This window comes from Bradyrhizobium sp. LCT2 (assembly GCF_009931255.1).
GTDB classification, from domain to species: Bacteria; Pseudomonadota; Alphaproteobacteria; order Rhizobiales; family Xanthobacteraceae; genus Bradyrhizobium; species Bradyrhizobium diazoefficiens.
In genome coordinates, this window is sequence record NZ_CP034432.1 from 5,453,203 (window position 1) to 5,478,489 (window position 25,287).

At 65.7% G+C, this 25,287-nt stretch carries 20 protein-coding genes; 11 read left to right on the forward strand and 9 right to left on the reverse strand.

The genetic code is table 11. The annotated features are described in order from the left end of the window. Window positions 1–68 precede the first annotated feature (68 nt). From EI171_RS44935 to EI171_RS26200, 5 genes are read left to right on the forward strand one after another with little or no spacing between them, the layout of a single operon-like run. Complete coding sequence (locus tag EI171_RS44935) at window positions 69–230, forward strand: hypothetical protein (protein WP_202633017.1); 162 nt, start codon at window positions 69–71, stop codon at window positions 228–230. 8 nt (window positions 231–238) lie between these two features. Beyond that, window positions 239–2,167 (forward strand): glycosyltransferase, encoded by a 1,929-nt coding sequence (locus tag EI171_RS26185; protein WP_161535058.1) that lies wholly within the window; start codon window positions 239–241, stop codon window positions 2,165–2,167. A 3-nt stretch (window positions 2,168–2,170) separates the two neighbouring features. Beyond that, the gene (locus tag EI171_RS26190) at window positions 2,171–2,911 is read left to right on the forward strand and encodes an ABC transporter ATP-binding protein (RefSeq protein WP_011087088.1); all 741 of its coding nucleotides are present in this window, start codon (window positions 2,171–2,173) and stop codon (window positions 2,909–2,911) included. Beyond that, entirely contained in the window at window positions 2,908–4,302 is a 1,395-nt protein-coding gene (locus EI171_RS26195) for a glycosyltransferase family 1 protein (RefSeq protein ID WP_161535059.1), read from the forward strand. Before EI171_RS26190 ends, EI171_RS26195 begins: the two co-directional genes overlap by 4 nt. After that, entirely contained in the window at window positions 4,299–5,579 is a 1,281-nt protein-coding gene (locus EI171_RS26200; RefSeq protein WP_161535060.1) for an O-antigen ligase, read from the forward strand. The genes EI171_RS26195 and EI171_RS26200 overlap by 4 nt, the downstream gene beginning before the upstream one ends. Here the strand turns inward: EI171_RS26200 and EI171_RS26205 are convergent, their stop codons facing one another. Continuing rightward, entirely contained in the window at window positions 5,580–6,815 is a 1,236-nt protein-coding gene (locus EI171_RS26205) for an ABC transporter substrate-binding protein (protein WP_161535061.1), read from the reverse strand. A 108-nt stretch (window positions 6,816–6,923) separates the two neighbouring features. After that, window positions 6,924–7,835 (reverse strand): DMT family transporter, encoded by a 912-nt coding sequence (locus tag EI171_RS26210; RefSeq protein ID WP_161535062.1) that lies wholly within the window; start codon window positions 7,833–7,835, stop codon window positions 6,924–6,926. A 259-nt stretch (window positions 7,836–8,094) separates the two neighbouring features. On the opposite strand from EI171_RS26210, the gene EI171_RS26215 reads away from it, so the two are divergent. Continuing rightward, complete coding sequence (locus EI171_RS26215) at window positions 8,095–8,307, forward strand: hypothetical protein (RefSeq protein ID WP_161535063.1); 213 nt, start codon at window positions 8,095–8,097, stop codon at window positions 8,305–8,307. A gap of 118 nt (window positions 8,308–8,425) precedes the next feature. Here the strand turns inward: EI171_RS26215 and EI171_RS26220 are convergent, their stop codons facing one another. From EI171_RS26220 to EI171_RS46530, 5 genes are all read right to left on the reverse strand, one after another. Further along, window positions 8,426–9,307: an NAD(P)-dependent oxidoreductase gene (locus tag EI171_RS26220; RefSeq protein WP_161535064.1), complete on the reverse strand. Its 882-nt coding sequence runs from the start codon at window positions 9,305–9,307 to the stop codon at window positions 8,426–8,428. A 2-nt stretch (window positions 9,308–9,309) separates the two neighbouring features. Then, window positions 9,310–10,441, reverse strand: a protein-coding gene (prfB, locus tag EI171_RS26225; protein WP_161535065.1) for a peptide chain release factor 2 whose coding sequence is annotated in 2 segments (ribosomal slippage) — window positions 9,310–10,371 and window positions 10,373–10,441 — 1,131 coding nt in all. Because the reading frame shifts where the segments join, the coding sequence is not laid out codon by codon here. Window positions 10,442–10,555: 114 nt separating this feature from the next. Then, on the reverse strand, window positions 10,556–13,063 hold the full coding sequence (locus tag EI171_RS26230) for a penicillin-binding protein 1A (RefSeq protein ID WP_161535066.1): 2,508 nt from the start codon (window positions 13,061–13,063) through the stop codon (window positions 10,556–10,558). Window positions 13,064–13,328: 265 nt separating this feature from the next. After that, window positions 13,329–14,624 carry an N-acetylmuramoyl-L-alanine amidase gene (locus EI171_RS26235; RefSeq protein WP_060911837.1) on the reverse strand — a complete coding sequence of 432 codons (1,296 nt, stop codon included), beginning with the start codon at window positions 14,622–14,624 and terminating at the stop codon, window positions 13,329–13,331. Between the two features lie 611 nt (window positions 14,625–15,235). Further along, on the reverse strand, window positions 15,236–16,165 hold the full coding sequence (locus tag EI171_RS46530; protein WP_305764991.1) for a hypothetical protein: 930 nt from the start codon (window positions 16,163–16,165) through the stop codon (window positions 15,236–15,238). On the opposite strand from EI171_RS46530, the gene EI171_RS26240 reads away from it, so the two are divergent. After that, window positions 16,130–18,409, forward strand: coding sequence for a ribonuclease E/G (locus EI171_RS26240; RefSeq protein ID WP_305764992.1), 2,280 nt, complete (start codon window positions 16,130–16,132; stop codon window positions 18,407–18,409). The two genes, EI171_RS46530 and EI171_RS26240, sit on opposite strands and share 36 nt — an antisense overlap. A gap of 67 nt (window positions 18,410–18,476) precedes the next feature. On the opposite strand, the gene EI171_RS26245 is transcribed toward EI171_RS26240, so the two are convergent. Next, entirely contained in the window at window positions 18,477–19,154 is a 678-nt protein-coding gene (locus EI171_RS26245) for a helix-turn-helix domain-containing protein (RefSeq protein ID WP_161535068.1), read from the reverse strand. Window positions 19,155–19,363: 209 nt separating this feature from the next. Between EI171_RS26245 and EI171_RS26250 the strand changes: the two genes are divergently transcribed. From EI171_RS26250 to EI171_RS26260, 3 genes are read left to right on the forward strand one after another with little or no spacing between them, the layout of a single operon-like run. Further along, window positions 19,364–20,860: an amidase gene (locus EI171_RS26250; protein WP_161535069.1), complete on the forward strand. Its 1,497-nt coding sequence runs from the start codon at window positions 19,364–19,366 to the stop codon at window positions 20,858–20,860. A 45-nt stretch (window positions 20,861–20,905) separates the two neighbouring features. Beyond that, window positions 20,906–22,129, forward strand: a complete 1,224-nt coding sequence (locus tag EI171_RS26255; protein WP_161535070.1) for an MFS transporter — start codon at window positions 20,906–20,908, stop codon at window positions 22,127–22,129. A 16-nt stretch (window positions 22,130–22,145) separates the two neighbouring features. Continuing rightward, window positions 22,146–23,378: an FAD-binding oxidoreductase gene (locus EI171_RS26260; RefSeq protein WP_161535071.1), complete on the forward strand. Its 1,233-nt coding sequence runs from the start codon at window positions 22,146–22,148 to the stop codon at window positions 23,376–23,378. 82 nt (window positions 23,379–23,460) lie between these two features. On the opposite strand, the gene EI171_RS26265 is transcribed toward EI171_RS26260, so the two are convergent. Further along, a complete protein-coding gene (locus tag EI171_RS26265; RefSeq protein ID WP_161535072.1) occupies window positions 23,461–24,297 on the reverse strand; it encodes a helix-turn-helix transcriptional regulator in 837 nt (278 codons plus the stop codon). A gap of 102 nt (window positions 24,298–24,399) precedes the next feature. Here EI171_RS26265 and EI171_RS26270 point away from each other — a divergent pair, with 102 nt between their 5' ends. Further along, complete coding sequence (locus tag EI171_RS26270; RefSeq protein ID WP_161535073.1) at window positions 24,400–25,284, forward strand: SDR family oxidoreductase; 885 nt, start codon at window positions 24,400–24,402, stop codon at window positions 25,282–25,284. Window positions 25,285–25,287 lie beyond the last annotated feature (3 nt).

Sequence of the window (25,287 nt, forward strand, 5' to 3'; positions counted from 1 at the left end):
TTGACGTGGTAAATTTTCCCACATATACGAGACGCCACTGAGGGCGCGACGTAAAGGGAATCACACCCATGGCTGACCGCTTGGTCCGCAACTTCATTTCGCTGCGTGCTATGCCGGCCCTCGATCGGGGGCTCGGCGTCATCGAACCGATGCTGCCGGCGCTTCTGCGCGGCGTCATCTTCATCTCGGTGCTGGCCGCACCGTTCGTTGCCGCGCTACTCGCAGGCTGACCGCTGCCATGCATCACATCAGCGAGTCCCCGCGCCGTCCGTCGGTGCTGCACATCTTCAAGATCTACTATCCCGACCTGTTCGGCGGCACGCTCACGGTGATCCGCGACATCTGCGCCAGCCTGAAGGACGCTTTCGCCTCAGCCGTGCTGGTCTGTTCGCAATCGGCCGAGCGGCGCGAGATCGTCGTCAACGACGTTCCGGTCGAGCGCGTCCGCTCGTTCGGCAACGTGCTGTCGCTGCCCGCGGCTCCCACCTATCCCTGGCGGCTATGGCGCAAGATCGCCGAGCACGACCTGCTCGCGCTTCACGCCCCCTTCCCGCTCGCCGACCTCGTCTTTGCCTTCGGATTTGGCGCCAAGCGGCCGCTGGTGGTGCATTGGCACGCCGACATCGTCACCCATGCCGGCCTGCGCTGGTTCATCGAACCCCTGATGCGGCGAACGCTGCGTCGCGCCAAGGCGATCATCGTCTCGGACCACGTGCTGGTCGACAACACGCCGCTGCTGCGCGAATTCGAGGACAAATGCCATGTCGTGCCGTTCGGCATCGACATCACGGGTTACGACTGGCCGAAGATCGAGCCGCACCATGTCAATGATCGCGGCCGGCTTGTGCTCGCCTGCGGCCGGCTGGTGCCCTACAAGGGCTTCGACGTGCTGATCCGCGCCGCGGCGGCGCACAATTTCGAGACCTGGATCATCGGTGAAGGTGTCGAACGGCCGCGGCTCGAGCAACTGATCCAGGAGCTCGGCCTCGGTGACCGCGTCCGCCTGCTCGGCTCGGTGGACGATTGCGAACGCATCAAGCTGATGTGCCTGGCCGACGTCTTCGTGATGCCGTCGGTGACCAATGCCGAGACCTTCGGCCTTGTCCAGCTCGAGGCCATGGCCGCCGGCCGGCCGGTCGTGAACACGGCGCTCGACACGGCGGTGCCGCACGTCGCCCGCCACGGCATGGAGGCGATCACCGTTCCGCCCGGCGATGCCGAGAAACTGGGTGAGGCGATCGACACCCTGATCCGCGACCCCGAGCGCCGCCGCAGCATGGGACTTGCGGCGCGCACGCGCGCCCTCACCCGCTATTCGGCCACGGCCTTCAAGCAGGGCATGGAGACCGTCTACCGCGACGCTGTCGCCGCCCCGAGCGAGGAGCGATCGGCAATCTCCGAGCCGCCGCAAGCGACCGGCTGGCTGGACACGGTCCGGATCGCGGCGGCGCTGGCCTGGTCCGACATGCGGCACCGCTACGTCCGCTCGCTGCTCGGCCCGTTTTGGATGTCACTGCAGATGGCGATCGTGGTCGCCGTGCTCGGCTCGGTGATCGGCCAGATGTCGAATGGCAACATGATGACACGCCTGCCGATGCTGGCGCTGTCGATGACGGCCTGGACCTTCCTTAACGGCGTGGTACTCGATGCGACTACGGCGCTCCAGAACTCCGCGAGCCTGATCCGCGACCGCGCGCTGCCGCCCGTCATCTTCCTCCTGCAATGCACCTTCCGCCAGGCGCTGTTCGCACTCCACAACGCCTGTGTTCCGCTGGTGCTGTGGCTCCTCCTCTCGCCCCACGACCTCTCTCACGCGCTGGCGGCACTGCCCGGTCTGCTGCTGTTCGTGGCCTGCACCTTCGCCCTGAGCCTCGTTCTCGGCGCCATGGCGACGCGCTATCGCGACCTCAAGCCGATCATCGAATCCACCCTGATGCTCGCCTTTCTCGCTTCGCCCGTGATCTGGTCGTCGGACATGATCAACCACCGCTCGACGGTGATGCGGCTCAATCCGCTGACGCATCTGTTCGCGGTGTGGCGCGAGCCGCTGGCGGGCGGCGCTGTCGATCCGGTCAGCATCGTCTACGTCCTCGTCGCGCTGGCGCTCCTGGTCTTTGCGAGCGTGCTGACGCTGGTCCACCTGCGCAAAGCCGCATTCTGGATCTGACGCATGGTCTCGATCAACCTTCGCAACGTCTGTCTCGACTATCCGCTCTACGGCGCCTACGACTTCTCGCTGAAGCGGCGGCTGCTCGGGCACATCATCCGCGAGCCGGGCGAGATGCGGATCATCCGCGCCGTCGACAATGTCACGATCAAGGCCGAAGCAGGCAGCCGCATCGGGCTTGCCGGTCCCAACGGCTCCGGCAAGTCGACGCTCCTGCGACTGATCGCCGGCGTCTATCCGCCGAGCAGCGGCAGCGTCTCGCTCCAGGGCAACGTCGTGCCCCTGCTCGGCCTCAACGCCGGGGTCAACCTGGATTTCGTGGCCGAGGACAACATCGCGCTGCTGCTGCGGATCAGCGGCCGCAAGCCGACCCGCGCCGTGATCGACGATATCTGGGCTTTCACCGAGCTCGAGGCGCGCATGCAGCGGCTGCCGCTGCGGATGTTCTCCTCGGGAATGCTGATGCGGGTGTTGTTTGCGACCGCGACGGCCTTTCCGGCCGACATCCTGCTGCTCGACGAATGGCTCAGCGTGGTCGACGAGCACTTTGCGGAGAAAGCACAGGAGCGGCTGCTGCACATGGTGTCGCAGGCGGCGATCGTAATCATCGCCTCGCACGACCAGCCGCTGCTGCGCCGCACCTGCACCAGCATCATCAACCTCGATCACGGCCGCATCGCCTCGACCGTCACGGTCGAGCCGCCGGCAACGCACTCTTTCGAGCTCCGCGAGAAACGCGCATGAAACAGAACATCCTGGTCGTCTCCGAGTCGCTCGGACAACCAAACCACAAGCGCGGCATCTTCCATTTCACCCGGGAGTTGGTGCGTTCGCTCGCCTCGGAGGGCCACGAACTCACGCTGTTGGTCGAGACCTCGAAGCGCTACCGCAAACTGTGCCGGCGCGAGCGACGCACAAAGCTGTTCGCGGCGCAGGCGCGCAACATCGAGCTGCTGGCGCTTTATCGCTTCCTTGACGAGATCAACGTGAGCGGGCCGGTGACGCTCAGCGGCACGCGCCGCAAATTCGACTGGCTCCGCCAAAGGGGCGGCATGTTGCTGTCGCGGGACAACATGCTCTGCCTCCTGCGCGCGATCGGCCTGCGCAGCCTGAACGCGCGACTGATCGAGAACCGGCCCGCCGCGCTCGAATACATTCCGCCGGATCTGAGCCACCTCGAACTGTTCGGCGACTTTCAGCTCGAGCCCGGATTCTTCAACTATCAGGATTCCTCGGCCTTCTTCCTGCTGCCGCCGCCGCGGATAGATGCGCGCGACTACGACGTGATCGTCGTGGACACCCCGACCCGCGTGACGATCAAGCGCAGGCCGGACGCCAAGGTGATCTGCGTCGTCCACGACCTGTTGCCGCTCACCGATCTCAAGCTCAGCGACATCGCCACGCGGCAGTTCCTGGCGCGAATCCGCACCAGCCTGCGCCAGGCCGACGAGCTCGCCTTCGTTTCGAACTACAGCATGATGCGGTTCAGGGAACTGTTGCCGCAATTTGCGCACCTACCGGCGCGGGTCGTGTATCCCCGCACCCGGTTCGACGCCCCGGATGTCCTGCACCTCCCAGCCCCGTCGGGGCGTCCGGGGCGGCCGAGCTTCGTCGTCATCGTCTCGAACGAGCCGCGCAAGAACGTCGCCGCCGTCATCCGTGCCTTCCGTGGTGTGCCCCAGGCCGATCTCGTCGTGATCGGCTATGCCGGCGAGATCAGCCGGATGCGCAACCTCCCGCCGAACGTCCGCTTCGCCGGCTATGTCGACGAGCACGAGAAGGCCGCCCTGATCGCGGAGGCGCATGGCCTGATCATGCCGAGCCTTGCCGAAGGCTTTGGCGTGCCGATCATCGAGGCGCTGGCCGCGAACACGCCGGTGCTGTGCTCGGATATCGTGGTGTTCCGCGAAGTCGCGGGCGAGCTCGCCGATTATTTCGACCCGTTCTCGACCGACTCGATCGCCGCCTCCGTCACCCGCGTGCTGACGCGGCAGGAGGAGTGGCGCGGCAAGATCCGCGCGAGGCGCCACGAGCTTGCCGAACGCTTTGGCTATGAGACCCAGGCCCGCGATTTCCTCGGGCGCGAGATGCGCACGGAAAGCCTCGTCGCCGCACCGCTCGCATCGTACGGATGACGGCCGAATCCGCTGCGTGGTCCGGGCCTGCCGATCGGCAAGGCGGCCGGAAAGGATGGCAGAGCTGGCGCAACTCGGCCGCGCTGCTCCGGGCGGCAGATGTGCTCGTCATCCTGATCGCGGCATCGCTGCCGTGGTCCACAACGGCACCTTCGATCTTCGTCGGGCTGTGGCTGCTGGCGGTCACCCCGACCATCGACTGGCGCGACTATGCGTACGAGCTCACGCGGCCGGCGTTTGCCCTGCCGTTCGCGCTCCTGCTGCTCGCACTCCTCGGCGTGCTGTGGTCGGACGGCGCCTGGCCGGACCGGCTGCATGCGATCAAGCCGGTCGCAAAGCTCGTGCTGATTCCGCCGCTGCTATACCATTTCAGCCGGTCCGAGCGCGGCTTCCAGGTTTGCCTTGCTTTTCTCGCCTCCTGCGCGCTGCTGGCGGTGTTCTCCTGGGTCGTGCTGCTCAATCCCGCCTGGAAGATCGCCGCGACGGCGTCATCAGGCGTTCCCGTCAAGAACTACATCGACCAGAGCCAGGAGTTCACGCTCTGCGCCTTTGCACTTGCATTGCCCGCGCTCACCTTCTGGCGCGGCGGACGCGTGATCGCGGCGACCGCCTGCCTCGGATTGATCCTGCTGTTCGCGACCAACATGGTGTTCGTGGCCGCGGCCCGCACGGCGCTGCTCTACATCCCGGTGCTGCTGGCCCTGTTCGCCTGGAAGCATCTGAGCCGGCGGGCAGCGCTGGTCCTGCTCGCGGGCGCGGTCGCCGCGAGCGCGCTCGCCTGGACGACCTCGTCCTATCTGCGCCAGCGCATCACCGACATCGCCGTCGAATACCGCCACGGCCATGAGGACATCAGCCGCGCCTCGACCGCCCAGCGGCTGACCTATTGGCGCAAGTCACTTCATGCCTTTACCGAAGCCCCTCTGATCGGCCATGGCACCGGCGCGATCAAGCGCCAGTTCGAACGCGCCGCCACGGGCGAGAGCAGCCTCGACGCGGAGATCGTCAGCAATCCGCACAACCAGACCCTCAACGTCGCGGTGCAATGGGGCCTCTTGGGCGTCGTCCTGCTCTACGCGATGTGGATCGCGCAGCTTCGCCTGTTCCTGGGCGAAGGGCTTGCCGCCTGGATCGGCCTTGCGGTCGTCGCGCAGAACATCGCGAGCTCGCTATTGAACTCGCATCTGTTCGATTTCCACGAGGGATGGATGTATGTGCTGGGCGTCGGCGTGGCCGGGGGCATGGTCCTAAAGGTTCAGGCCCGCAGCCGGCCGTGACTATGGGCTGCGCTCGTGGCCGACTTCGCCGGTGATGACGTCGCCGAACAGCTCCCAGGCCTGCCCGTTGAAGCGCATCAACTGCATCTGCTCGATCGGGAAGTAATCATCGGGCGAGGTGTTGACCATGATGCCCGGCAGCATCAGGTCGGTGTGGAAATCCTTCAGGTTCGCGGCCTGCTTCATGACGTTCTCGCGGGTGAGATTGTCGCCGCACTGCTTCAGGACCTGCGCCATCGCCTCGGCCTGCACGTAGCCGTAGATGTTGTTGGAGTTGGCCTTGTCGCCATCGGGATAATATTTGTCCATGAATTCGCGCCACTTCACCACCGCCGGGTCCTTGTCCCAGGTCGGATCGGTCGGGTCCTTCAGATAGACGGTCGAGATGATATCCTTGGAATAGTCGAGCCCGGCGGGCTTGAGCACTGAGGCAACCGAGGTCGCGGTGTTGGCCAGGAAGAATTTTGGCTTCCAGCCGAGCTCGCCGACCTTGCGGATCGCCTGCGCCGACCCTTTCGGCGCCGCCCACGAGAAGAAGATATCCGCGCCGGAATCATGCAGCGCGACGATCTGCGAGTCGATCGAGGGATCGCTGACCTCATAGGACTTGTCGGCGATGATCATGCCGGCCTTGTCGCCGAGCCCGTCCTTCAGACCCTTGAACTGGTCCTTGCCGGCGTCGTCGTTCTGCCAGAACACCGCGATCTTGCCGTTCGGAAAGTTATCGCGGATGTATTTGGCGTAGATCCGGCCCTCGCTCTGGTAATTCGGCTGGAAGCCCATCGTCCAGGGAAAGTTCCTGGGATCGCCGAACTTGGTGCCGCCGGACGCGACGAAGAGCTGCGGCACCTTCTTGGCGTTCATATATTTCATGATCGCGGAGTTCGAGGGTGTGCCGAGCGGCTGGAAGATCAACAAAACCTCGTCGCTCTCGACCAGCTTGCGCGCCTGCTCGATCGCCTTCGGCGGCGAATAGGCGTCGTCATAGCTGATGAAGTTGATCTTGCGGCCGTTGATGCCGCCCTGGTCGTTGATCATCCTGAAGAACGCGGCCTCGGTCTTGCCGATCACGCCATAGGAGGACGCCGGCCCGCTATAGGGCATGATGTTGCCGATCTTGATGTCGGTGTCGCTGGCGCCGGGGTCGTATTTCTTCTGCGCCGAGGCCGGTGTCGCGGCCAGCACTCCGGCAGCAAGCATGGCGAGGGCAGCAAGGCTCTTGCGACGACCCGGCATCGTTCTCTCCCCTGTGTTTGTAGTCTTGTTTTGCAGAGAGTGTCGCAAGGTGGCTTGCCGCTGGCAAGCGCCGCAATTTTCCGCGAGGTGAAACGGTGGAGCTAGAACTTACGCGACGCGCTGCAGCATTCTCAGAACGCGCCCGTCGATCACGAGCAACGCACTGCCAATGACAATGGCGCCTGCGATCTCGCGCATGGAGATCGGCTCGCCCAGCAGCAGCCATCCCAGCAGAATGGCGGTGACGGGAATTAGCAGCGTCACCAGCATGACATTGGTCGCGCCCGAACGGCGCAGGATCTGAAAGAAGACGATGTAGGCGAGCGCCGTCGACAAGCCGGCAAGTCCAAGCACCGCGAGCCAGGTTGTAAGGCCCGGCATCGGGAGATGCCACGGCTGTTCCACCGCACCGGCGACGACCGCCATCATCACCGTCGATGCCATCAATTGAAACGTCGCCGTTCCAAGCGGCGGAGAGTCCTTCAACAGCCGCCGCGCCGCCAGCGCCGCAAAACCGTAGCTGAGCGCGCCGCCGAGGCAAAGCAGGATGCCGACCCCCTGCCCCGGCCGCGTCTCGATGCCCCAGCCGCGCAGGATGACCACGCCGACGACGCCCAGCGCCACGCCGGCAACTCGTCGCATCTGCAGGGCTTCCTCGCCCGCCATCGCCATGACGATCACCGTGAACAGCGGCGTGGTGGCATTCAGGATCGAAGCCAGCCCGCTTGGAATGAAGGTCTGGCCGATCACGATCAGCGAGAACGGGATGACGTTATTGAGCAGCCCGATCGCGAAGAACGGTTTCCAGCCCAACGTGCCCCTGGGAAAGCCGATACCTTGAACACGGAGCAGCGGCAAAAGAATGGCCGCACCCAGCGCGACGCGCAGGAACACCAGGGTGAGCGGCGGCAATTCCCGCAAGCCCGCGCCGTTGAAGAAGAACGAGCCGCCCCAGAGGATCGAGAGCACGGCAAGCAGCGACCAGTCTCGCGCGTCGATCCGGTTGTCGTTCGGGGGCATGGCGTCTCACATCGGCAGTTGACCTCCGCCTAGTATGGCGCGACGCGCTTTGCCACCCGATTTCCGAGAAGCGAAGACTGAGAAAGCGCGGCTCGCCGTCAGTCGGAGCGCAGCTTGTGAATCAACGCATTTTCCGGAACAGGTTCGAGAGTCCATTCAGCGGCAATGCACTCGAACGTCTCATCGCGAAAATAGAACAAGAAGTGACGCGACGAGGTCGCCCCCCGCTCGCAATCCTCCAATCTAACGGATCCATCAAATGGGGATCAGGACCTGCGATCTCGTAGAATTCGCCCCACGCCGGCGCCAGCTTGCTGTAGCGGCATTGGCCACGATACCAACCTTCGTCATTGGTTGCTCCGAGGCGATACCGAACGCAATTCACGAAGCGGAGGACACCTTCATCGTCCTCTGCAAACGATGTGAAGCGAAAGGGGTTCAGCAGGAAGCGAAGAACGACATCATGACCTGATACGGCTACGTGCGGATACGGGGCGTTCGGCTCCGCATTCCACCCCTCGTTCAACTTTCGAAATGACAACCGCCCCGACATGTCGCCTCAGACAGTAGTGAATGAGCGAGAACACCGGCTAAGACGGCTTCTTCGGCCGCGACACCAGCTCGATCATCTTGCCTTCGTCGTCATCAGGCATCGCAGCTTTCGCCCGCGCATAGGATTCGACCGCCGCGCGCGCCACCAGCGGCTTGTCGGCGAGCAGGCTCTCGGCGAGCTTCACGGCGTAGGCGGCATCCTTGTGCCGCAGCGCCGAGGTGAAGGTCGCGCCGCTGAAGTCGCGGGCGACCATGCGCTTGGAATGACGCTGGACCTGCGGGCTCGCAGCAACGCCGGCCTGAATCGATTCCAGCACCAGGGTCATGTCGAGCCCGGCCTGCTCGGCGATCGCGAGCCCTTCGGCGAGTCCGGCAATCTGGATCGCGCCCATCAGATTGTTGATGAGCTTGTAGACCGTGCCGGAGCCGACCGCGCCGAAATGGCGGATGGTCGAGCCGATCGGTTCGAGATAGGGCCGCGCGCGTTCGAGGTCGGCGGCATCAGCCCCGACCAGCAAGGTCAGCTTTCCGGCGGCCGCGGCATCCGGCAATCCCGTCACGGGACAATCGATGTAGATCAGCCCGCGCGCGTTGAGCTCGCGGCCCATCTCGCGCGCGTGGTCATAGGAGACGGTGGAGCATTCGATCGCGATGGTGCCGGCCTTGGCCGTCTTGGCCGCGCCCTTCGGCCCCAGCCAGACCGCGCGCGAGGCCTCGTCGTCGGCGACCATGGTCACGACCGCGTCGGCATCGATCGCGGCATCCTCAGGCGAGGTCGCCCATTGCGCGCCGCGCGCGATCAGATCTTCCGCTTTTGTCTTGCTGCGATTCCACAGCATCACCGTGAAGCCGGCATCGAGATAGCGGCCGGCCATGCCATGGCCCATCCGTCCAAGCCCGATGAAGGCGACGCGGGGCATGGCTAGTCCACATCCTCGATGTCGGCGCCGGTGGTTCCGAAGGCGCGCTGCGCCAGCGTCGCGGCCATGAACTCGTCGAGATCGCCGCCGAGCACGCCCGACGTGTCGGAGGTCTGCACGCCCGTGCGCAGATCCTTCACCATCTGATAGGGCTGCAGCACGTAGGAGCGGATCTGGTGGCCCCAGCCGATATCGGTCTTGGCGGCCTGGTCGGCCGCCGCCTTCTCCTCGCGCTTCTTCAGCTCCATTTCGTACAGCCGCGCGCGCAGCATGTCCCAGGCCTGCGCCCGGTTCTTGTGCTGCGAGCGGCCGGCCTGGCAGACCACCGCGACACCGGTCGGGATATGCGTCAGGCGCACCGCGGATTCGGTCTTGTTGACGTGCTGGCCGCCGGCGCCGCCCGACCGCATGGTATCGACGCGGACATCGGATTCCTTGATGTCGATCTTGATGCTGTCGTCGATGACCGGGAACACCTGCACGCTGGAGAACGACGTGTGCCGCCGCGCGTTGGAATCGAACGGCGAGATGCGCACCAGACGATGCACGCCCGCCTCGGTCTTCAGCCAGCCATAGGCATTGTGGCCTGAGACCTGGATCGTCGCCGACTTGATGCCGGCTTCTTCGCCCTCGGACTCTTCGAGATACTCGACCTTGAAGCCGTGCGTCTCCGCCCAGCGCGTGTACATGCGCAGCAGCATCTGCGCCCAGTCCTGGCTTTCGGTGCCGCCGGCGCCGGCGTGGACCTCGAGATAGGAATCGAAGCGGTCGGCTTCGCCCGACAGCAGCGCCTCGAGCTCGCGCCGCGCGACTTCCTTCTTCAGGGCCTTCAGCGCAGCTTCGGCTTCGGCGACGACGCCGTCATCGCCCTCGGCTTCGCCGAGCTCGATCATGCCGATGTCGTCTTCGAGCTCCTGCTCGACCTTGCCGATGCCCGACAGCGAATCCTCCAGCGAGGTCCGCTCCTGCATCAGCTTCTGGGCCTTCTGGGGATCGTTCCAGAGGTTGGGATCTTCTGCGAGCTTGTTCAGCTCAGCGAGGCGCGCCGTCGATTTCTCGACGTCAAAGATGCCTCCTCAGCAGCCCGACTGACTGCTTGATCTCTTCTACCAACCGTTCGATTTCGGCGCGCATGTCGTTCTCGTGTCTCGCGGAATTGGTTCCGCGTGTAATTCAAGATCGGGATGTAGCGGCGACGGCTGCAAAGCGCAACCGCCGCCGCGACAAACGTCTGCCTTGTCCTAAGCCTTAGTACAGCCCGCCGGTGCCCGGCCGCATGAAGAAGCCGGAATCCGGCTGCTGCTGCTGCGACGCCGGCACGCCGCCGCGTCCGTCGGCGTCGGCAACGCCGATGACCGAATAATTGTCCGGCGGCGCCGTGCCCGGCTTGAAGGCTTCGAGGATGGTGCCGCCGGTCTCACCCGGGCCGGCGCGCATGCCGGTCTTGGCGACGACGCGCACGAGCTTGATGCCGGCCGGCACCTTGAACGGCACCGCCGGCTTGTCGGCGAGCGCGAGCTTAAGGAAATCGCGCGCGATGGGAGCAGCCAGATGGCCGCCGGTCGCAGCGTTGCCTTTGCCGAGCGCACGCGGCTTGTCGTAGCCCATATAGATCGCGACGGCGACGTCGGGCGAGAAGCCGACGAACCAGGCGTCCTTGGCCTCGTTGGTCGTACCGGTCTTGCCGGCGATCGGCTTGCCGACCTCCTTGACCACGGTCGCGGTACCGGCCTGGACCACGCCCTCCATCAGTTCGGTGATCTGATAGGCGGTCATGGAGTCGAGCACCTGCTCGCGGCGGTCGATCAGCTGCGGTTCGTTCTGGTTCTTCCAGCCGCCCGGCGCGTCGCAGCCGCGGCATTCGCGCTGGTCGTGCTTGAAGATGGTGCGGCCGTAGCGATCCTGGATACGGTCGATCAGGGTCGGCTTCACGCGGCGACCGCCATTGGCGAGCATCGAGTAGGCCGTGACCATGCGCATCGCCGTCGTCTCGCCGGCGCCGAGCGCGTAGGAGAGATAGTTCGGCAGCTCGTCATAGACGCCGAAGCGGCGGGCATATTCGCCGATCAGCGGCATGCCGATGTCCTGCGCGAGGCGCACCGTCACGGTGTTGAGCGACTGCCGCAGCGCGTTGCGCAGCGTCACCGGCCCCTGGAACTTGCCCGAGGAGAAGTTTTCCGGTCGCCATACGCCGGCGCCCTGGCCCTGGTCGATTTCGATCGGCGCGTCGAGCACCACTGTCGAGGGCGTATAGCCGTTGTCGAGCGCGGCCGAATAGACGATCGGCTTGAACGACGAGCCCGGCTGCCGGTAGGCCTGGGTGGCGCGGTTGAACTGGCTCTGGTCGAACGAGAAGCCGCCGACCATTGCGAGCACGCGGCCGGTCCAGGGGTCCATCACCACCATCGCGCCGGACACTTCGGGGATCTGGCGCAGCCGGTACTGTCCCTCGACCGGATTGCCGTCCTTGTAGAGCGGATCAGCGTAGATCACGTCGCCGGGCTGGAGCACCTGCGACACCGCCGTTGCCGCCCTGCCCTTCGCAGGGCCGGTCGCCGCCCTTGCCCATTTGATGCCGTCGAGCGTGATCAGGCCGGTTTCGCGCTGCTTGCTGACGGCGCCGCCGAGCTCGCGGCTCGGCTGGAATCCGATGCGCGCCGACTGGTCGCTGGTCTCCAGCACCACCGCCATGCGCCACGGCGAGATGTCGGAGAGCGACTTGATCTCGGCGAGCTTCACGCCCCAATCGCCCGAAATATCGAGCTTGCTCATGGCGCCGCGATAGCCCTGCTGCTCGTCATAGTTGACGAGGCCGGCGACCATGGTCTTGCGCGCCATCACCTGGATCTTCGGATCGAGCGTGGTGCGGACAGACAGACCGCCCTCGTAAAGCTTCTTCTCGCCGTAGCGCTCGAAGATGTCGCGGCGGACTTCCTCGGCGAAATATTCGCCGGCGAAGGTGTGGGCGCCGTTGGACCGGTTGGTGACGGCCAGCGGCTCCTTGCGCGCCTTGTCGGCGTCGGCCTGCTTGATCCAGCCGTTCTCCTGGAGGCGGTCGATCACATAGTTGCGGCGCTCGATGGCGCGGTCGCGGTTACGCACCGGATGCAGGGTCGCCGGCATCTTCGGCAGCGCCGCCAGATAGGAGGCCTCCGCCACCGTCAGCTCGTTCACCGACTTGTCGAAATAGACCAGCGAGGCGGCCGCGATGCCGTAGGCACCGAGGCCCAGATAGATCTCGTTCAGATACAGCTCGAGGATCTTGTCCTTCGAGTAGGTCTTCTCGATCCGCATCGCCAGCAAGGCTTCCTTGATCTTGCGGGCGAAGGAGACCTCGTTGGTCAGAAGGAAGTTCTTGGCGACCTGCTGGGTGATGGTGGAGGCGCCCTGCGGACGCCGGTTGGAGCCGTAGTTCTGGATATAGACCAGACCTGCGCGCGCCATGCCGGTGTAGTCGATGCCGCCATGCTCGTAGAAATTCTTGTCCTCGGCCGCGAGGAAGGCATTGATCACGAGCTTGGGCACGGCCTGGATCGGCAGATACAGCCGTCGCTCCTTGGCGTACTCGCCGAGCAGCGAACCGTCGACCGCGTGCACACGCGTCATCACCGGCGGCTCGTAATCCTGAAGCTGAGAGTAGTCCGGCAAGTCCTTGGAGAAATGCCAGATCAGGCCTGCCACGGCCCCGACACCGACAAGGAACACCACCGTTCCCGCGGCGAACAGGAAGCCCATGAACCGCACCAGCAAGCGCATTATCTGTTTATCCGTTCAAACTCTGGATCAGCCCAGTATCAGCCCCTTGGCGCTCAAAAACAGGCGCCAACCTCACGTCGCGCATTCACCGGCCTACTCAATTACGTCAGTGCCGGACCTAAGACGCTCGCCGAACGGGATTCTCGCCGATTCCGGAACCCCCTGCGGCGTTTTTATAAATCGCCCGCTGTGGCCAAACTAGGGCTTTTGCGGCGGGACGGAAAAACCCTTCCTCAATTCTCTCAATTCGACGATCCCCCGGTCGTCAATTCGACGATCCGGCGGTCGCCAGCCGCTTGGCCAGGAACCCGTCGATGGCTTGCGCCATCGCGCCCACGGCACGGGACCGCCAGCCCTCGGAGACCAGATGCTCGAGATCGCCCTTATTGGAGACATAACCGATCTCGACCAGCACCGACGGCACGTCGGGTGCCTTCAGCACCCGGAAACCGGCCGATTTCAGCGGATGCTTGTGCATCCGCACCGTCGACTTCATTTCGCCCATCAGCACATGCGCAAAACGGTTTGAAAACGTGCGGGTTTCCCGCTGCGTCAGATCGATCAGGATGTCCGCGACGTCGGTCGGCTCCTCCGCGAGATTGAAGCCGGCGATCGCGTCCGCGCGGTTTTCCGCGTCCGCCAGACGCTGGGCCTCGGCGTCGGACGCCTTGTCGGACAGCGTATAGATGGTGGCGCCCTGGGCATCCCCCTCGGCGCGCGGCAGCGCATCGGCATGAATCGAGACGAACAGCGCCGCCTTGATGTTGCGGGCGACTTTGACCCGGTCATTGAGCGGGATGAACGTGTCGTCGTTGCGCGTCATCACGACACGGTATTTGCCGGCCTTTTCCAGCCGGTCGCGCAGCGCCAGGCCAAAGGCCAGCACCAGGTTCTTCTCGCTCTCGCCGCTCGACTGCGTGCCGTTGTCGATGCCGCCATGGCCGGGATCGATCACGACGATCGGCCGGCCATCGGCCTTCTGCTGCGCCGTTTCCGGGCCCGCCGTCGCGGGCACCGTGGCGGGCGGCGCGTCGGCGATCGCGGGCCGCAGCTCGGGCCGGTTTTCCGGGGCGAGCGATTGCACGAAGGCGGCGCGGTCGACCTCCTCCAGCTCGAGCACGAGCCGGGCCGGCTGTCCGTTGGCCGCCTCCAATACGTAGGAATTGGCGATCTTGGCCGGCCCCGTCAGGTCGAACACGATTCGCGAGCCGCCGGGCATGACGAGCCCGTAGCGGAAGGCCTTGACCAGTCCCCGCCCGCCGGACCCGGTCCCCGCGGGCAGCTGAAAATTGACCTGGGGCACGTCCACCACCACCCGGTACGGGTCGGCGAGCGTGACGGCGCGGAAGCTGACGGTCCGGTCGATGTCGAGGATGAAGCGGGTCTGCTTGCCGTCGCCAGCCAGCCGGGCGGCCGAGGCGATTGGAAAATTCGCTACCGCAACAGAGGGTTGCGGCTGGCTTTCCGCGGCGCTCAGGCGGGAGGAATCAGCATATGGCAATGCCGCGGCGCACAGAAGCACGCATCCCAGCAGGACTCTTTGTTTTGCGCGGCTCGCCACCGATTTCGTGCCTCCGAGCAGCTTGTTTAACGCAATAGAACCACAGGGTTAATCGATCCTTAATGACGGGCGCGCGAAACTCGCTGACTGTGACCGCCGTGCGACGCTCCCTTGCACGGATGGCCCATTCCTCGTATGTACGGAATGCTGACGGCCGATATTTTCGGTTGTGTCGCATTCAGCCTCCCGGTGCAGCGCCGGAACTCTCAAGATTTGGGAATTCCAGCGTTTTCCGTTCTCCTCTAAGACCAGCGCGGTGCGCGGCAGCGAGGTGGAGCGGGCCAAGCCCCGGCGGCGGACGGTTCCCGGGTACCACTTTTCCGGGACGGTTCGGACAGCGACGTAACCCATTACCCGGTCCCTTGATCCCAAGGGAGCGGTTCGTGATCCCCAAGGCGAGCGCGCTCGCGCCATGCCTGGCCAGCAGCAACTGATTGAGGGGCGGCCCCGCCGCCCAATGTTTCATACGGGCCGACGCTTGATGCGCCAGACTGTGCCGACGAATTCTGAAGGACCATTCGCGACGCTGCGGAGTGATAATCCCGCGCGCCGCCACGGCCCTGAGGCTTCCGGTCCGGCAAGGCGCGAGAGACGGCGTTTCGGCCTTCCCCTCACCCCCGAATCAGGTGGACCGTCGCGTCTCCCGGCGGCGCGATACGCGCCCACGGTGAATCGCGCCCGCCGCCGCCAAGAGTTAAGACATGCCCAACAAGATGTTGATCGATGCCACCCACCCGGAGGAGACCCGGGTCGTCGTGGTCCGCGGCAATCGCGTCGAAGAGTTTGATTTCGAGACGGCGCAACGCAAGCAACTGCGCGGGAATATCTACCTCGCCAAGGTCACCAGGGTCGAACCCTCGCTCCAGGCCGCCTTCGTCGAATATGGCGGCAACCGCCACGGCTTCCTCGCCTTCAGCGAAATCCATCCCGACTACTACCAGATCCCGGTTGCCGACCGGCAGGCGCTGATCGAGGCCGAGGAGCAGGCCCATCGCGAAGCCGAGGAAGAGAGCGAGAACCGCTCGCACGGCCGCCGCCGCTCGCGTCACCGCAACGCCCGCCGCCGCGGTCACGGCGAACGCGTCCGCAGCGACATCGTCGAAGGCCTCGACGCCGGCGCCGATCCCGCGGCGCAGCCGGTCGAGGGCCAGATTCTGACTGAGCACGCCGAGGGCGCTCCGCAAGAGGGCGAGCATCTGCACGCCGACGCGGAGCATCACGGCGAGCACGATGCCCATGATCACCACGATCATGATCACCATGAACACGCGCACGACGACCATCATCACGATCACGCTCACGATCATGACGACCATGGCCATGACGGCGGGCACGATCATCACGACCACGATCATGCCGACGAGACGCCCGCGCCTGTCGCGGCCTTTGGCGCCGAACCGGTGGTCGCGGCCGAGGCCGTTGCCGAACCGCAGGAGGCGACCTCCGAAGCGCACGCAGAGGCTCTGGCCGAAGCCGTAACCGCCGCCGCTGAACCGGCTGATGCAGTGTACGCTGCCGGCGAAAGCACCGAAGCTCTGCATCACGACGCTGACGCGGCGGCCGAGGACGACGACGACGAGGATGACGACGGCGAGGAAGCCGAAGAGGAAGTCGTCGAATCCGTCGGCGGCGACGACGTGTTGGAGGAAGTGCCGGAGCGCACCTTCCGTCCGCGCCGCCAGTACAAGATCCAGGAAGTCATCAAGCGCCGCCAGGTGATGCTGGTGCAGGTCGTCAAGGAAGAGCGCGGCAACAAGGGCGCGGCGCTGACAACCTATCTGTCGCTCGCCGGCCGCTACGCCGTGCTGATGCCGAACACCGCGCGCGGCGGAGGCATCAGCCGCAAGATCACCAGCGCCCAGGACCGCTCGCGTCTGAAGGAAGTGGTGCAGGATCTCGACGTGCCCGAGGGCATGGGCATCATCCTGCGCACCGCCGGCGCCGCCCGCACCAAGCCCGAGATCAAGCGCGACTTCGAATACCTGATCCGGATGTGGGAGACGGTGCGCGACCTGACGCTGAAGTCGCAGGCCCCGACCCTCGTCTATGAGGAAGGCTCGCTGATCAAGCGCTCGCTGCGCGACCTCTACAACAAGGAGATCGACGAGATCTCGGTTGCCGGCGAATCCGGCTACCGCGAAGCGCGCGACTTCATGAAGATGCTGATGCCCGCCAACGTCAGCGCGGTGAAGCAGTATCGCGACGGCCAGCCGCTATTCTCGCGCATGGGCGTCGAAAGCCAGTTGGACGCGATGTTCTCGCCGACCGTGCAGCTGCGCTCCGGCGGCTACATCGTGATCAACCAGACCGAGGCGCTGGTCTCGATCGACGTCAACTCCGGACGATCGACGCGCGAGCACCATATCGAGGACACCGCGCTCAAGACCAATCTGGAAGCGGCCGAAGAGGTCGCCCGCCAGCTCCGCCTGCGCGACCTCGCCGGCCTGATCGTCATCGACTTCATCGACATGGACGAGAAGCGCAACAACCGGGCGGTCGAGCGCAAGCTGTCCGATTGCCTCAGGCAGGACCGCGCACGCATCCAGGTCGGACGCATCTCGCATTTCGGCCTGCTCGAGATGTCGCGCCAGCGCATTCGTGCCAGCGTGCTGGAATCCTCGACCGATCCCTGCCCGCATTGCGGCGGCACCGGCCATGTCCGCTCGGTGTCCTCGGTTGCGCTCCAGCTGCTGCGCGGCCTCGAAGAGATCCTGATGAAGGGCGCGACCCACAATCTCGTGGTCCGTACCCGCACCGACGTCGCGCTCTACGTGCTGAACCACAAGCGCGGCCATCTGCGCGACCTCGAAAACGGCTTCAAGGTCACCCTGGCGGTCATCGCCGACCCGAGCGTCAGCGGACCGCAGGCCTACCTCATCGATCGCGGCGAGCAGGTGCATACGCTCGAAGCCGCCAAGGCGCTGCTCGCGGCGCAGGCCGCGGCAAGCCCGCCCCCGGTGGTTGAAGAGGCCTATGACGACGAGGAGTTCGATCCGGAGCTGGAATCCGAGATCGAGTCCGAGGAGACCGAAGGTCTCACTGAAGAGCAGGCTGCCGGCGAGGCGGCCCCCGAGCAGGACGGTCAGCGCCGCAAGCGCCGCCGTCGCCGGCGCGGCCGCGGTGGCCAGCGCGACGGCGAGTTGCGCGAGGATAGCGCGCCCACGCTTCCCGAGCCGGCAATGGTCGCTGGCGAGTCCGAAGAGGACGCCGAGTCCGAGCAGGACGGTGAGGAAGGCGAGGAACAGGCAGCCCGTGGCGAGCAGCAGGGCGGCGGTGAGCGCCGGCGCCGGCGTGGTCGCAGAGGCGGACGCCGTCGGCGTGGGGGCGGCGAGGAAGGTCTTGCCGGCTCCATCGGCGACGAGCTCGGCACCCAATCACCATCGGAAGCGACCGAAGCGGTGGCCGATTTCGACGGCTTTGGCGGCGAGGCTGCGCCTTCGATCGCGCAGGCCGAGCACACCGCCGAGCCGCAAATCGCGCCGCCTGAGCCGCGTGCCGAAGTGCAGGCCGAGGTGCCGGCTCAGCCGGAGCCAGCTCCTGCTGTCGTAACGGCGGAAGAAGAGCCCGCTGACGAGAAGGCCGCGCGGCGGCGCTCCACCGTCCGGGAAAAGGTGAGCTTCCTGTCGAGCAGCCCAAGCGAGCCCGCAACGCCTGTTGCGCAGGCGAGCGAGCCGGTCGCGCCGCCCGCGCCGGCACCTGCGCCCGCACCGGAAGCGGCAAGCGAAACGCCGGCCGCCCCACGCCGCGCCGGCTGGTGGTCCCGCCGTTTCGGCGGCGGCGAATAAAGTCGGACATAGAATAAAAAACGCCCGGCCATGCCGGGCGTTTTTCGTTTCACCGCTCGCCAATCCGCTATGGGGGCAGCTCGTCATTACCGAGCGGCGCCACATCGCGCGAGGCGATCTGGCGGAGCTGGTCGTAGAGATCGGGCGCCTCGCTGGTGCACAGGCAGACGCCTTTTGCAGAAGGCGCCTCGCCAGCGTTGAGATAGGCGTGGCCCATGGTGCTGTCGAGATAGATGCCGTCGCCCTCACCGAGGATCTCAGGCGCGTAGAACTCGGTGTGGACGGCGACGCGTCCGCTCGTCACCAGGAAATATTCCTCGCCGCCATGGCGCAACAGCGGGCCAAACTCCTCCAGCGAGCGCGCGCGAACCTCGGCCACGATCGGCACCATGCGTTTGCCGATCAGATCGGTGCATTGATAGGTGTAGGTGTAGAATTTCGTGGTGATCACCTGCCCCTGCCCGGCCCGGCTGATGCTCCGCCGCGCGGTGACCGGCCGGCCCTGCGGCGCCGCGACCGCTGGATTGAACAGCTCGGCGATCTCCATCTTCAGGCCGGAGGTGAGCTGGAGCAGCTTGTCGTAGGTCAGCGACATCAGGCCGTTCTCGACCTTGGACAGGGTCGACAGCGCCATGCCGGTGCGCTCCGCGACCTGCTTGAGCGTCAGGCCCCGGGCCTGGCGGGCCGCCTTGAGGCATTGGCCCAGCTGGGAATTGGCACCTTCGGGCGTCGTTATCTCGCTCATGCAGCAATCCTACCACGGCGATGGAAATATTGTTGGCCTATCCGTCTAATCTTTTCGGCCAAGACACCCCTTGAGGGGCCCATTTGACGACCTGTTGGGCAGCAGCGCCAGCATTTGGGCACGAAATGCCTCGGTTTGACGATTATTGGTGCGCCGCCTTTACTTTCCGATATGCTAAATTGTTTTCATAATCTGAAAGGGGATTGGCATTGTCCGGACTTTGCGATTCCAGCGCCGTTGAGCTGCGCCGCCTGCTGGCCGCGCGGGCGATCTCGCCCGTCGAGCTGCTGGAGGCCTGCCTGTCGCGCATCGCCACCATCAATCCTGCCGTGAATGCCGTCGTGACGTTGGACGTATCAGGCGCGCGCAAGGCGGCAACGGCCGCCGAAGCCGCCATCCTGCGCGGCGAGGATCGCGGCGCACTGCACGGCCTTCCGGTGCTGATCAAGGACACCCAGGACACTGCCGGGCTGCGCTCCACCTATGGCAGCCCCCTGTTGCGCGACAATGTACCGGTCGCCGACCAGGGCTCGGTCGCGCGGCTGCGCACAGCCGGCGCCATCATCTTCGGCAAGACCAACACGCCGGAATGGGCGGCCGGCGGCAACACCCGCAATCCGGTGTTCGGCGCAACCGGCAATCCCTTCGATCCCATGCGCTCGGCAGCCGGCTCCTCCGGTGGCTCGGCGGTGGCGCTCGCCTGCGGCATGGCGCCGCTCGCCTCGGGCTCGGACACCGGCGGCTCCTTGCGCAATCCGGCAGGCTTCTCCGGCATCGTCGGCATGCGTCCGTCCTACGGTCTCGTGGCCAGCGAGAAGCGCGCCTTCGGCTGGTCGAACCTGTCGACCGACGGACCGATGGCGCGCAATGTCGCCGACACCGCGCTGATGCTGTCGGTGATGGCGAGCGATGATGTCCGCGATCCCCTGGCCTATACGCTGCCCGGCGAGCCGGTGCGCAGTCGCGCCGAACGCTGGGCCGCACCGCGTCCCGCGGACCTTGGCAAGCTGCGCCTCGCCTTCACGGAGGACTTTGGCTTCGCCCCGACCGAGCAGGCCATCCGTCGCGTATTCCGCGATCGTGTGGCGAGGCTCGCGCCGCTGTTCGCCGACTGCCGCGAGGCGACGCCGGATTGCTCCGGCGCCGACGACGCGTTCGCGGTTCTGCGCGCCGGCCTGTTCCTGGCGATGCACGGGAAGAACTACAAAGAGCGTCCCGAAATGCTCGGCCCGAATGTCCGCGCCAATGTCGAGGAAGGCCTGAGCTACACGCTCGAGGATCATGGGCGCGCCGCCACGACGCAGACGCGGATCTATCGCGCCTACCAGACCTTCTTTGAAACCTGCGATGTACTGATCAGTCCGACCATTACGCTGAGCCCGCGCCTCTGGTCGGAGCTCTATCCCGCCGAGATCGACGGTGTGCCGACCAAATCCTATTTCCACTGGCTCGCGCTCGCTTATGCCGTGACGCTTCCCGGCCACCCCGCGATCAGCATTCCGCTCGGCCTCGATGAAGCCGGCCTGCCGTTCGGTCTCCAGATCGTCGGCCCGCGCGGCGGCGACGCCATCGTGCTTTCGGTCGCCGCGAGCATCGAGGCCGCGTTCGCGGGCGATGCGCAATTGTGCCGGCCGGTGCCCGACCTGGCGCGGCTCGCCGCAGCGCCGCCGCTGTCGGCCGCGCCCGGTTTCCTCACCTGGGAATAACCCGACACCAGCCCTGGATGCACCGCCGGCGCAACGGAGACGAGCATGACGGAACTGCCGAGGAAAGCCAGCGTCATTGCCTTCGTCCTGCTCTACATCGCCTACTGCATCTCCTACATCGACCGCGCGGCGATCTCGCTGGCGCTGGCGCAGATCGGCAAGGACTTCAATCTGCAGGCCGCCGATCTCGGCATCGTCATCAGCGCATTCTTCCTCGGTTATGCCGCGATGCAGGTGCCGGGCGGATGGCTCTCCGACCGCTTCGGCTCGAAATATGTGGTGATCGTCACCATCGCGATGTGGTCGCTGTTCACGGCGTTCACGAGCCTTGCCTGGTCGCTGACCTCGCTGATCGCGATCCGCTTCATCTTCGGCATCGCCGAGGGCGGCTTTCCGCCGGCGAGCATCCGCGCCGTCGCGGAAGTGTTCAAGAAGGATAGCCGGCCGAAGATGTCGGGACTGCTGCTGTCGTCCAACTACGCCGGCAGCATGGTCGCGCCGCTGATCATGGCGCCGCTGATCCTCTGGCTCGGCTGGCGCCATGCCTTCAACGCCATCGGCATCGCGGGCATCGTCTTCGCGGTGGTCTATTTCGTCTTCGTCCCCTATCTGGGACGCCCGGGCAAGGCCGATGCAGGCGCGCCAGTGAAGGCCGAAAGCCGCGCGCCGATGCGCGAGCTCATGAAGAATCCGCTGCTGTGGCAGTTGATGGTGGTGTGGTTTGGTCTCAGCTGCGTCAACAAGGGCCTGGATTCCTGGATGCCGCTCTACCTGCTCCAGCAGCGCGGGCTCGACCTCAAGACCGTCGGCGTCCTGGCGCCGATCCCGTTCGTGATGGCGACGATCGCGACCGCGATGGGCGGCTGGGTGATGACGACGTTCTTCTCCGAGCGCGAAAAATACCTGCTGATCGGCAGCTCCGCATTGACCGGCATCTTCCTCTACGCCATGTACAAGTCGGAGACGATCACGATGCTGATCGCGTTCCAGTCGCTGGTCTACTTCTTCAAATCCTTCGTGCTGGCCTCGGTGATTGCGCTTCCGACCAAACTGCTCCGCGACGACCAGATCGGATCGGGCGTCGGCATGGTCAATCTCGGCGGCCAGAGCGCGGGCTTCGTCGCCCCCGTCGCGATCGGCTTCATCGTGACCGGAACCGGATCGTTCGATGCCGCCTTCGGCTTCCTGGTGGCGATGACGGCGTTGTCGGTCGTGGTCGCGGCAACCATCAGCACGGCGCAGCCGAAGCTCGTACCACAACCGGCCTGACAGGAGCATTCTGCCCATGCAAAGCGCGATCGTTCTCGGCGGCGGCATGATCGGCGTGAGCGCGGCGCTGCACCTGCGGCAGCGCGGCTGGACCGTCACGCTCGTCGACCGCAGGGAGCCGGGCCGCGAGACCAGCTACGGCAATGCCGGGATGATCCAGGCGGAAGCTGTCCGCCCCTATCCGATGCCGCGCGACCTCGCCTCGCTCCTGAAGATCGCGACCGGCCGCACCAACGACGTGCGCTACAGCCTGTCGTCGCTGCATCTCCATATCGAGCCCCTGCTCCGCTACTGGTGGCATTCGGCGCCGAAGCGGCATCGTGAGGCGATCGACGCCTGGGCCAGGCTGATCGCCTATGCGACGGCAGAGCACGACATTCTCATTCGCGAGGCCCACGCCGACAATCTCATTCGCCGCGCCGGCTACCGGGCGCTGTATCGCGACGCCGCTGCATTGGATCTCTCGATCAAGGCCGCCGAAGAAGACCAGCACGAGTTCGGCGTGAACTTTCGTGTGCTCTCGGGCAGCGAGCTCGCCAAGGCCGAGCCGGTCCTGCGCGACGATCTTCCGGGCGCGATCCATTGGCTCGACACCTGGACCGTGTCCGATCCCGGCGCGCTGGTGACAGCCTATGCCGAGCTGTTCGAGCGTCTCGGCGGCAGGATCGTGCTCGGCGATGCGCAGTCGCTGCAGCAGACTGCGGCGGGCTGGTCGGTCAATACCGACCTGGGACGCATCGATGCCGCGACGGCCGTCGTGACACTCGGGCCGTGGTCGCCCGATCTGTTGCACAAATTCGGCTATCGCATTCCGCTCGTGCGCAAGCGCGGCTACCACATGCACTACAGCGGCGGCGCTTCGCTCGACCTGCCGCTGATCGACAAGGCCGGTGGCTACGCCATGGGGCCGATGGCCAAGGGCATCCGCATCACCACGGGCGCGGAGCTCACGAGCCCCGACGCGCTTGCAACGCCGGTGCAGCTCGCCAGCGCCGAAGCCTCTGCGCGGGAGCTGATCGACCTCGGCAAACGCGTCGAGCCCGATCCGTGGTTCGGCACCCGCCCCTGCACGCCCGACATGCTGCCGGTGCTCGGCCCCGCCCCGCTTCACCCCGGCCTCTGGATGAATTTCGGCCACGGCCACCAGGGCTTTACGCTTGGCCCTGCGACCGGGCGCCTGCTCGCCGAGATGATGAGCGGCGAGACGCCGGCAATCGATCCGACGCCGTACCGGCCGGAGCGGTTCTAGCTGCCGGCGTTGCGGCGCGCAGGGCGAGCGCGGCTGAGATGCGCGGCAGCGGCCAGATGCAACGCGCGAGGCGGCAATTCCATCAGTCGGCGCGCTCGGCCAGCAGCGTCCTGATGCGGTCGGCATCCTCCGGCGTCGCCGGATTGTAGACGATCATGCTGAGATCGGAGCGGCCCTCGACATTGAAGCTCGAATATTCGAACGACATGGTGCCGTGAACGGGATGCCGCAGCCGCTTGGTGCCATCGCCATGATGGCGCACGTCGTTGTCGCGCCAGAGCGCCGCGAACTCGGGACTGGTGCGGCAGAGCTCGTCGACGAAATCGGCGACATGCGAGACCGCGCCCGCGCGGGCGGCGTCCGCCCGAAACGCCGCCACCACGAAGCGGGCCACACTGTCCCAATCGTACTGCGCGGCACGCACGCGCGGATCGCAGAAGATGAAGCGCAGGATATTGCGCTGTCCCGGCGGGATCGCGCCATAGTCCGTCAGCACGGCGGACGCGGCGCGATTCCAGGCGACGACATCCCAGGTCGCGGTCCGCACCAGCGCCGGGCTGAATGCGAGTGCATCCAGCACGCGCTGCAGCCGCGGTGAGACGCCTTCGCTCGCCTGGTAGCGCACCTCGGGCGGGCGGCCGAGGCCGATCAGGAACAGATGCTCGCGCTCGACATCGGTCAGCATCAGGGCGCGGGAGATGCGGTCGAGCACGTCGGCCGATGGGGCCCCGCCGCGGCCCTGCTCAAGCCAGGTGTACCAGGTCGGACTGATATTGGCGCGCTGCGCCACCTCCTCGCGCCGCAGCCCGGGCGTACGCCTGCGGCTGCCACTGAGGCCGAACGCGGCCGCATCCAGGCGGGTGCGGCGATCCTTCAGATAGGCCCCGAGCAGGTTTTCGGCCGAAGCGGTTTCGCTCATCCTGTTAGCTATTATACCCCGATAAGGTCACTACTTTACCCGGATAACTCTAGCGCAGATGGTCCTCACCACCAACCCTCTTCCGATCCCTGGAGACTGCTCATGCGTGTATTCGTCACTGGCGCCACCGGCTTCGTCGGCTCCGCCGTCGTTCGGGACCTGATCGCCGCCGGCCACAGCGTCACCGGTCTTGCCCGAACGGATGAAGGAGCGGCCGCCGTCACCGCGTTGGGAGCCGAGGTCCATCGCGGCTCGCTGGAGGACCACACCTCCCTGCGCGGCGGTGCGGCCGCCTCCGATGGCGTGCTCCACCTCGCCTTCAATCACGACTCCTCGAAATTCGCCGACAATTGCGAGCTCGACCGCCGCGCCATCCTCGCACTCGGCGAGGAGCTGAAGGGCTCCGAGCGTCCACTCATCGTCACGTCAGGCGTGGCATTGCTTGCGCCGGGGCGGCTCGCGACCGAGGACGATGCGGCGGCCCGCCACTTTCCGCGCGTCTCGGAAGCGACCGCCGAGGATCTCAGGGAACGCGGCGTCCGCGCCGGCATCGTGCGGTTGCCGCCCACGACCCATGGCGAGGGTGATCACGGTTTTGTGCCGCGCCTGATCGCGATTGCTCGCGAGAAAGGAGCCGCAGCCTATATCGGCGACGGCATGAACCGTTGGCCAGCCGCCCATCGCGTCGACGCCGCACGCGTCTATCGGCTCGCGCTGGAGCACGCTGCATCCGCTCGCCGCTATCACGCGATCGCCGAGGAAGGCGTGCCGTTCAAGGTGATCGCAGAGGTGATCGGCAAACGGCTCGGCGTGCCCGTGGTCTCGAAATCCACTGATGAAGCCGAGCAGCATTTCGGCTGGTTCGCGCGATTTGCCGCCATCGACGTTCCGGCCTCGAGCGCGAAGACGCGCGCCCTGCTCGGCTGGGCGCCGCAAGAAAAAGGGCTGATCGAGGATCTCGACCAGCCCTATTATTTCCAGGCCTGACGG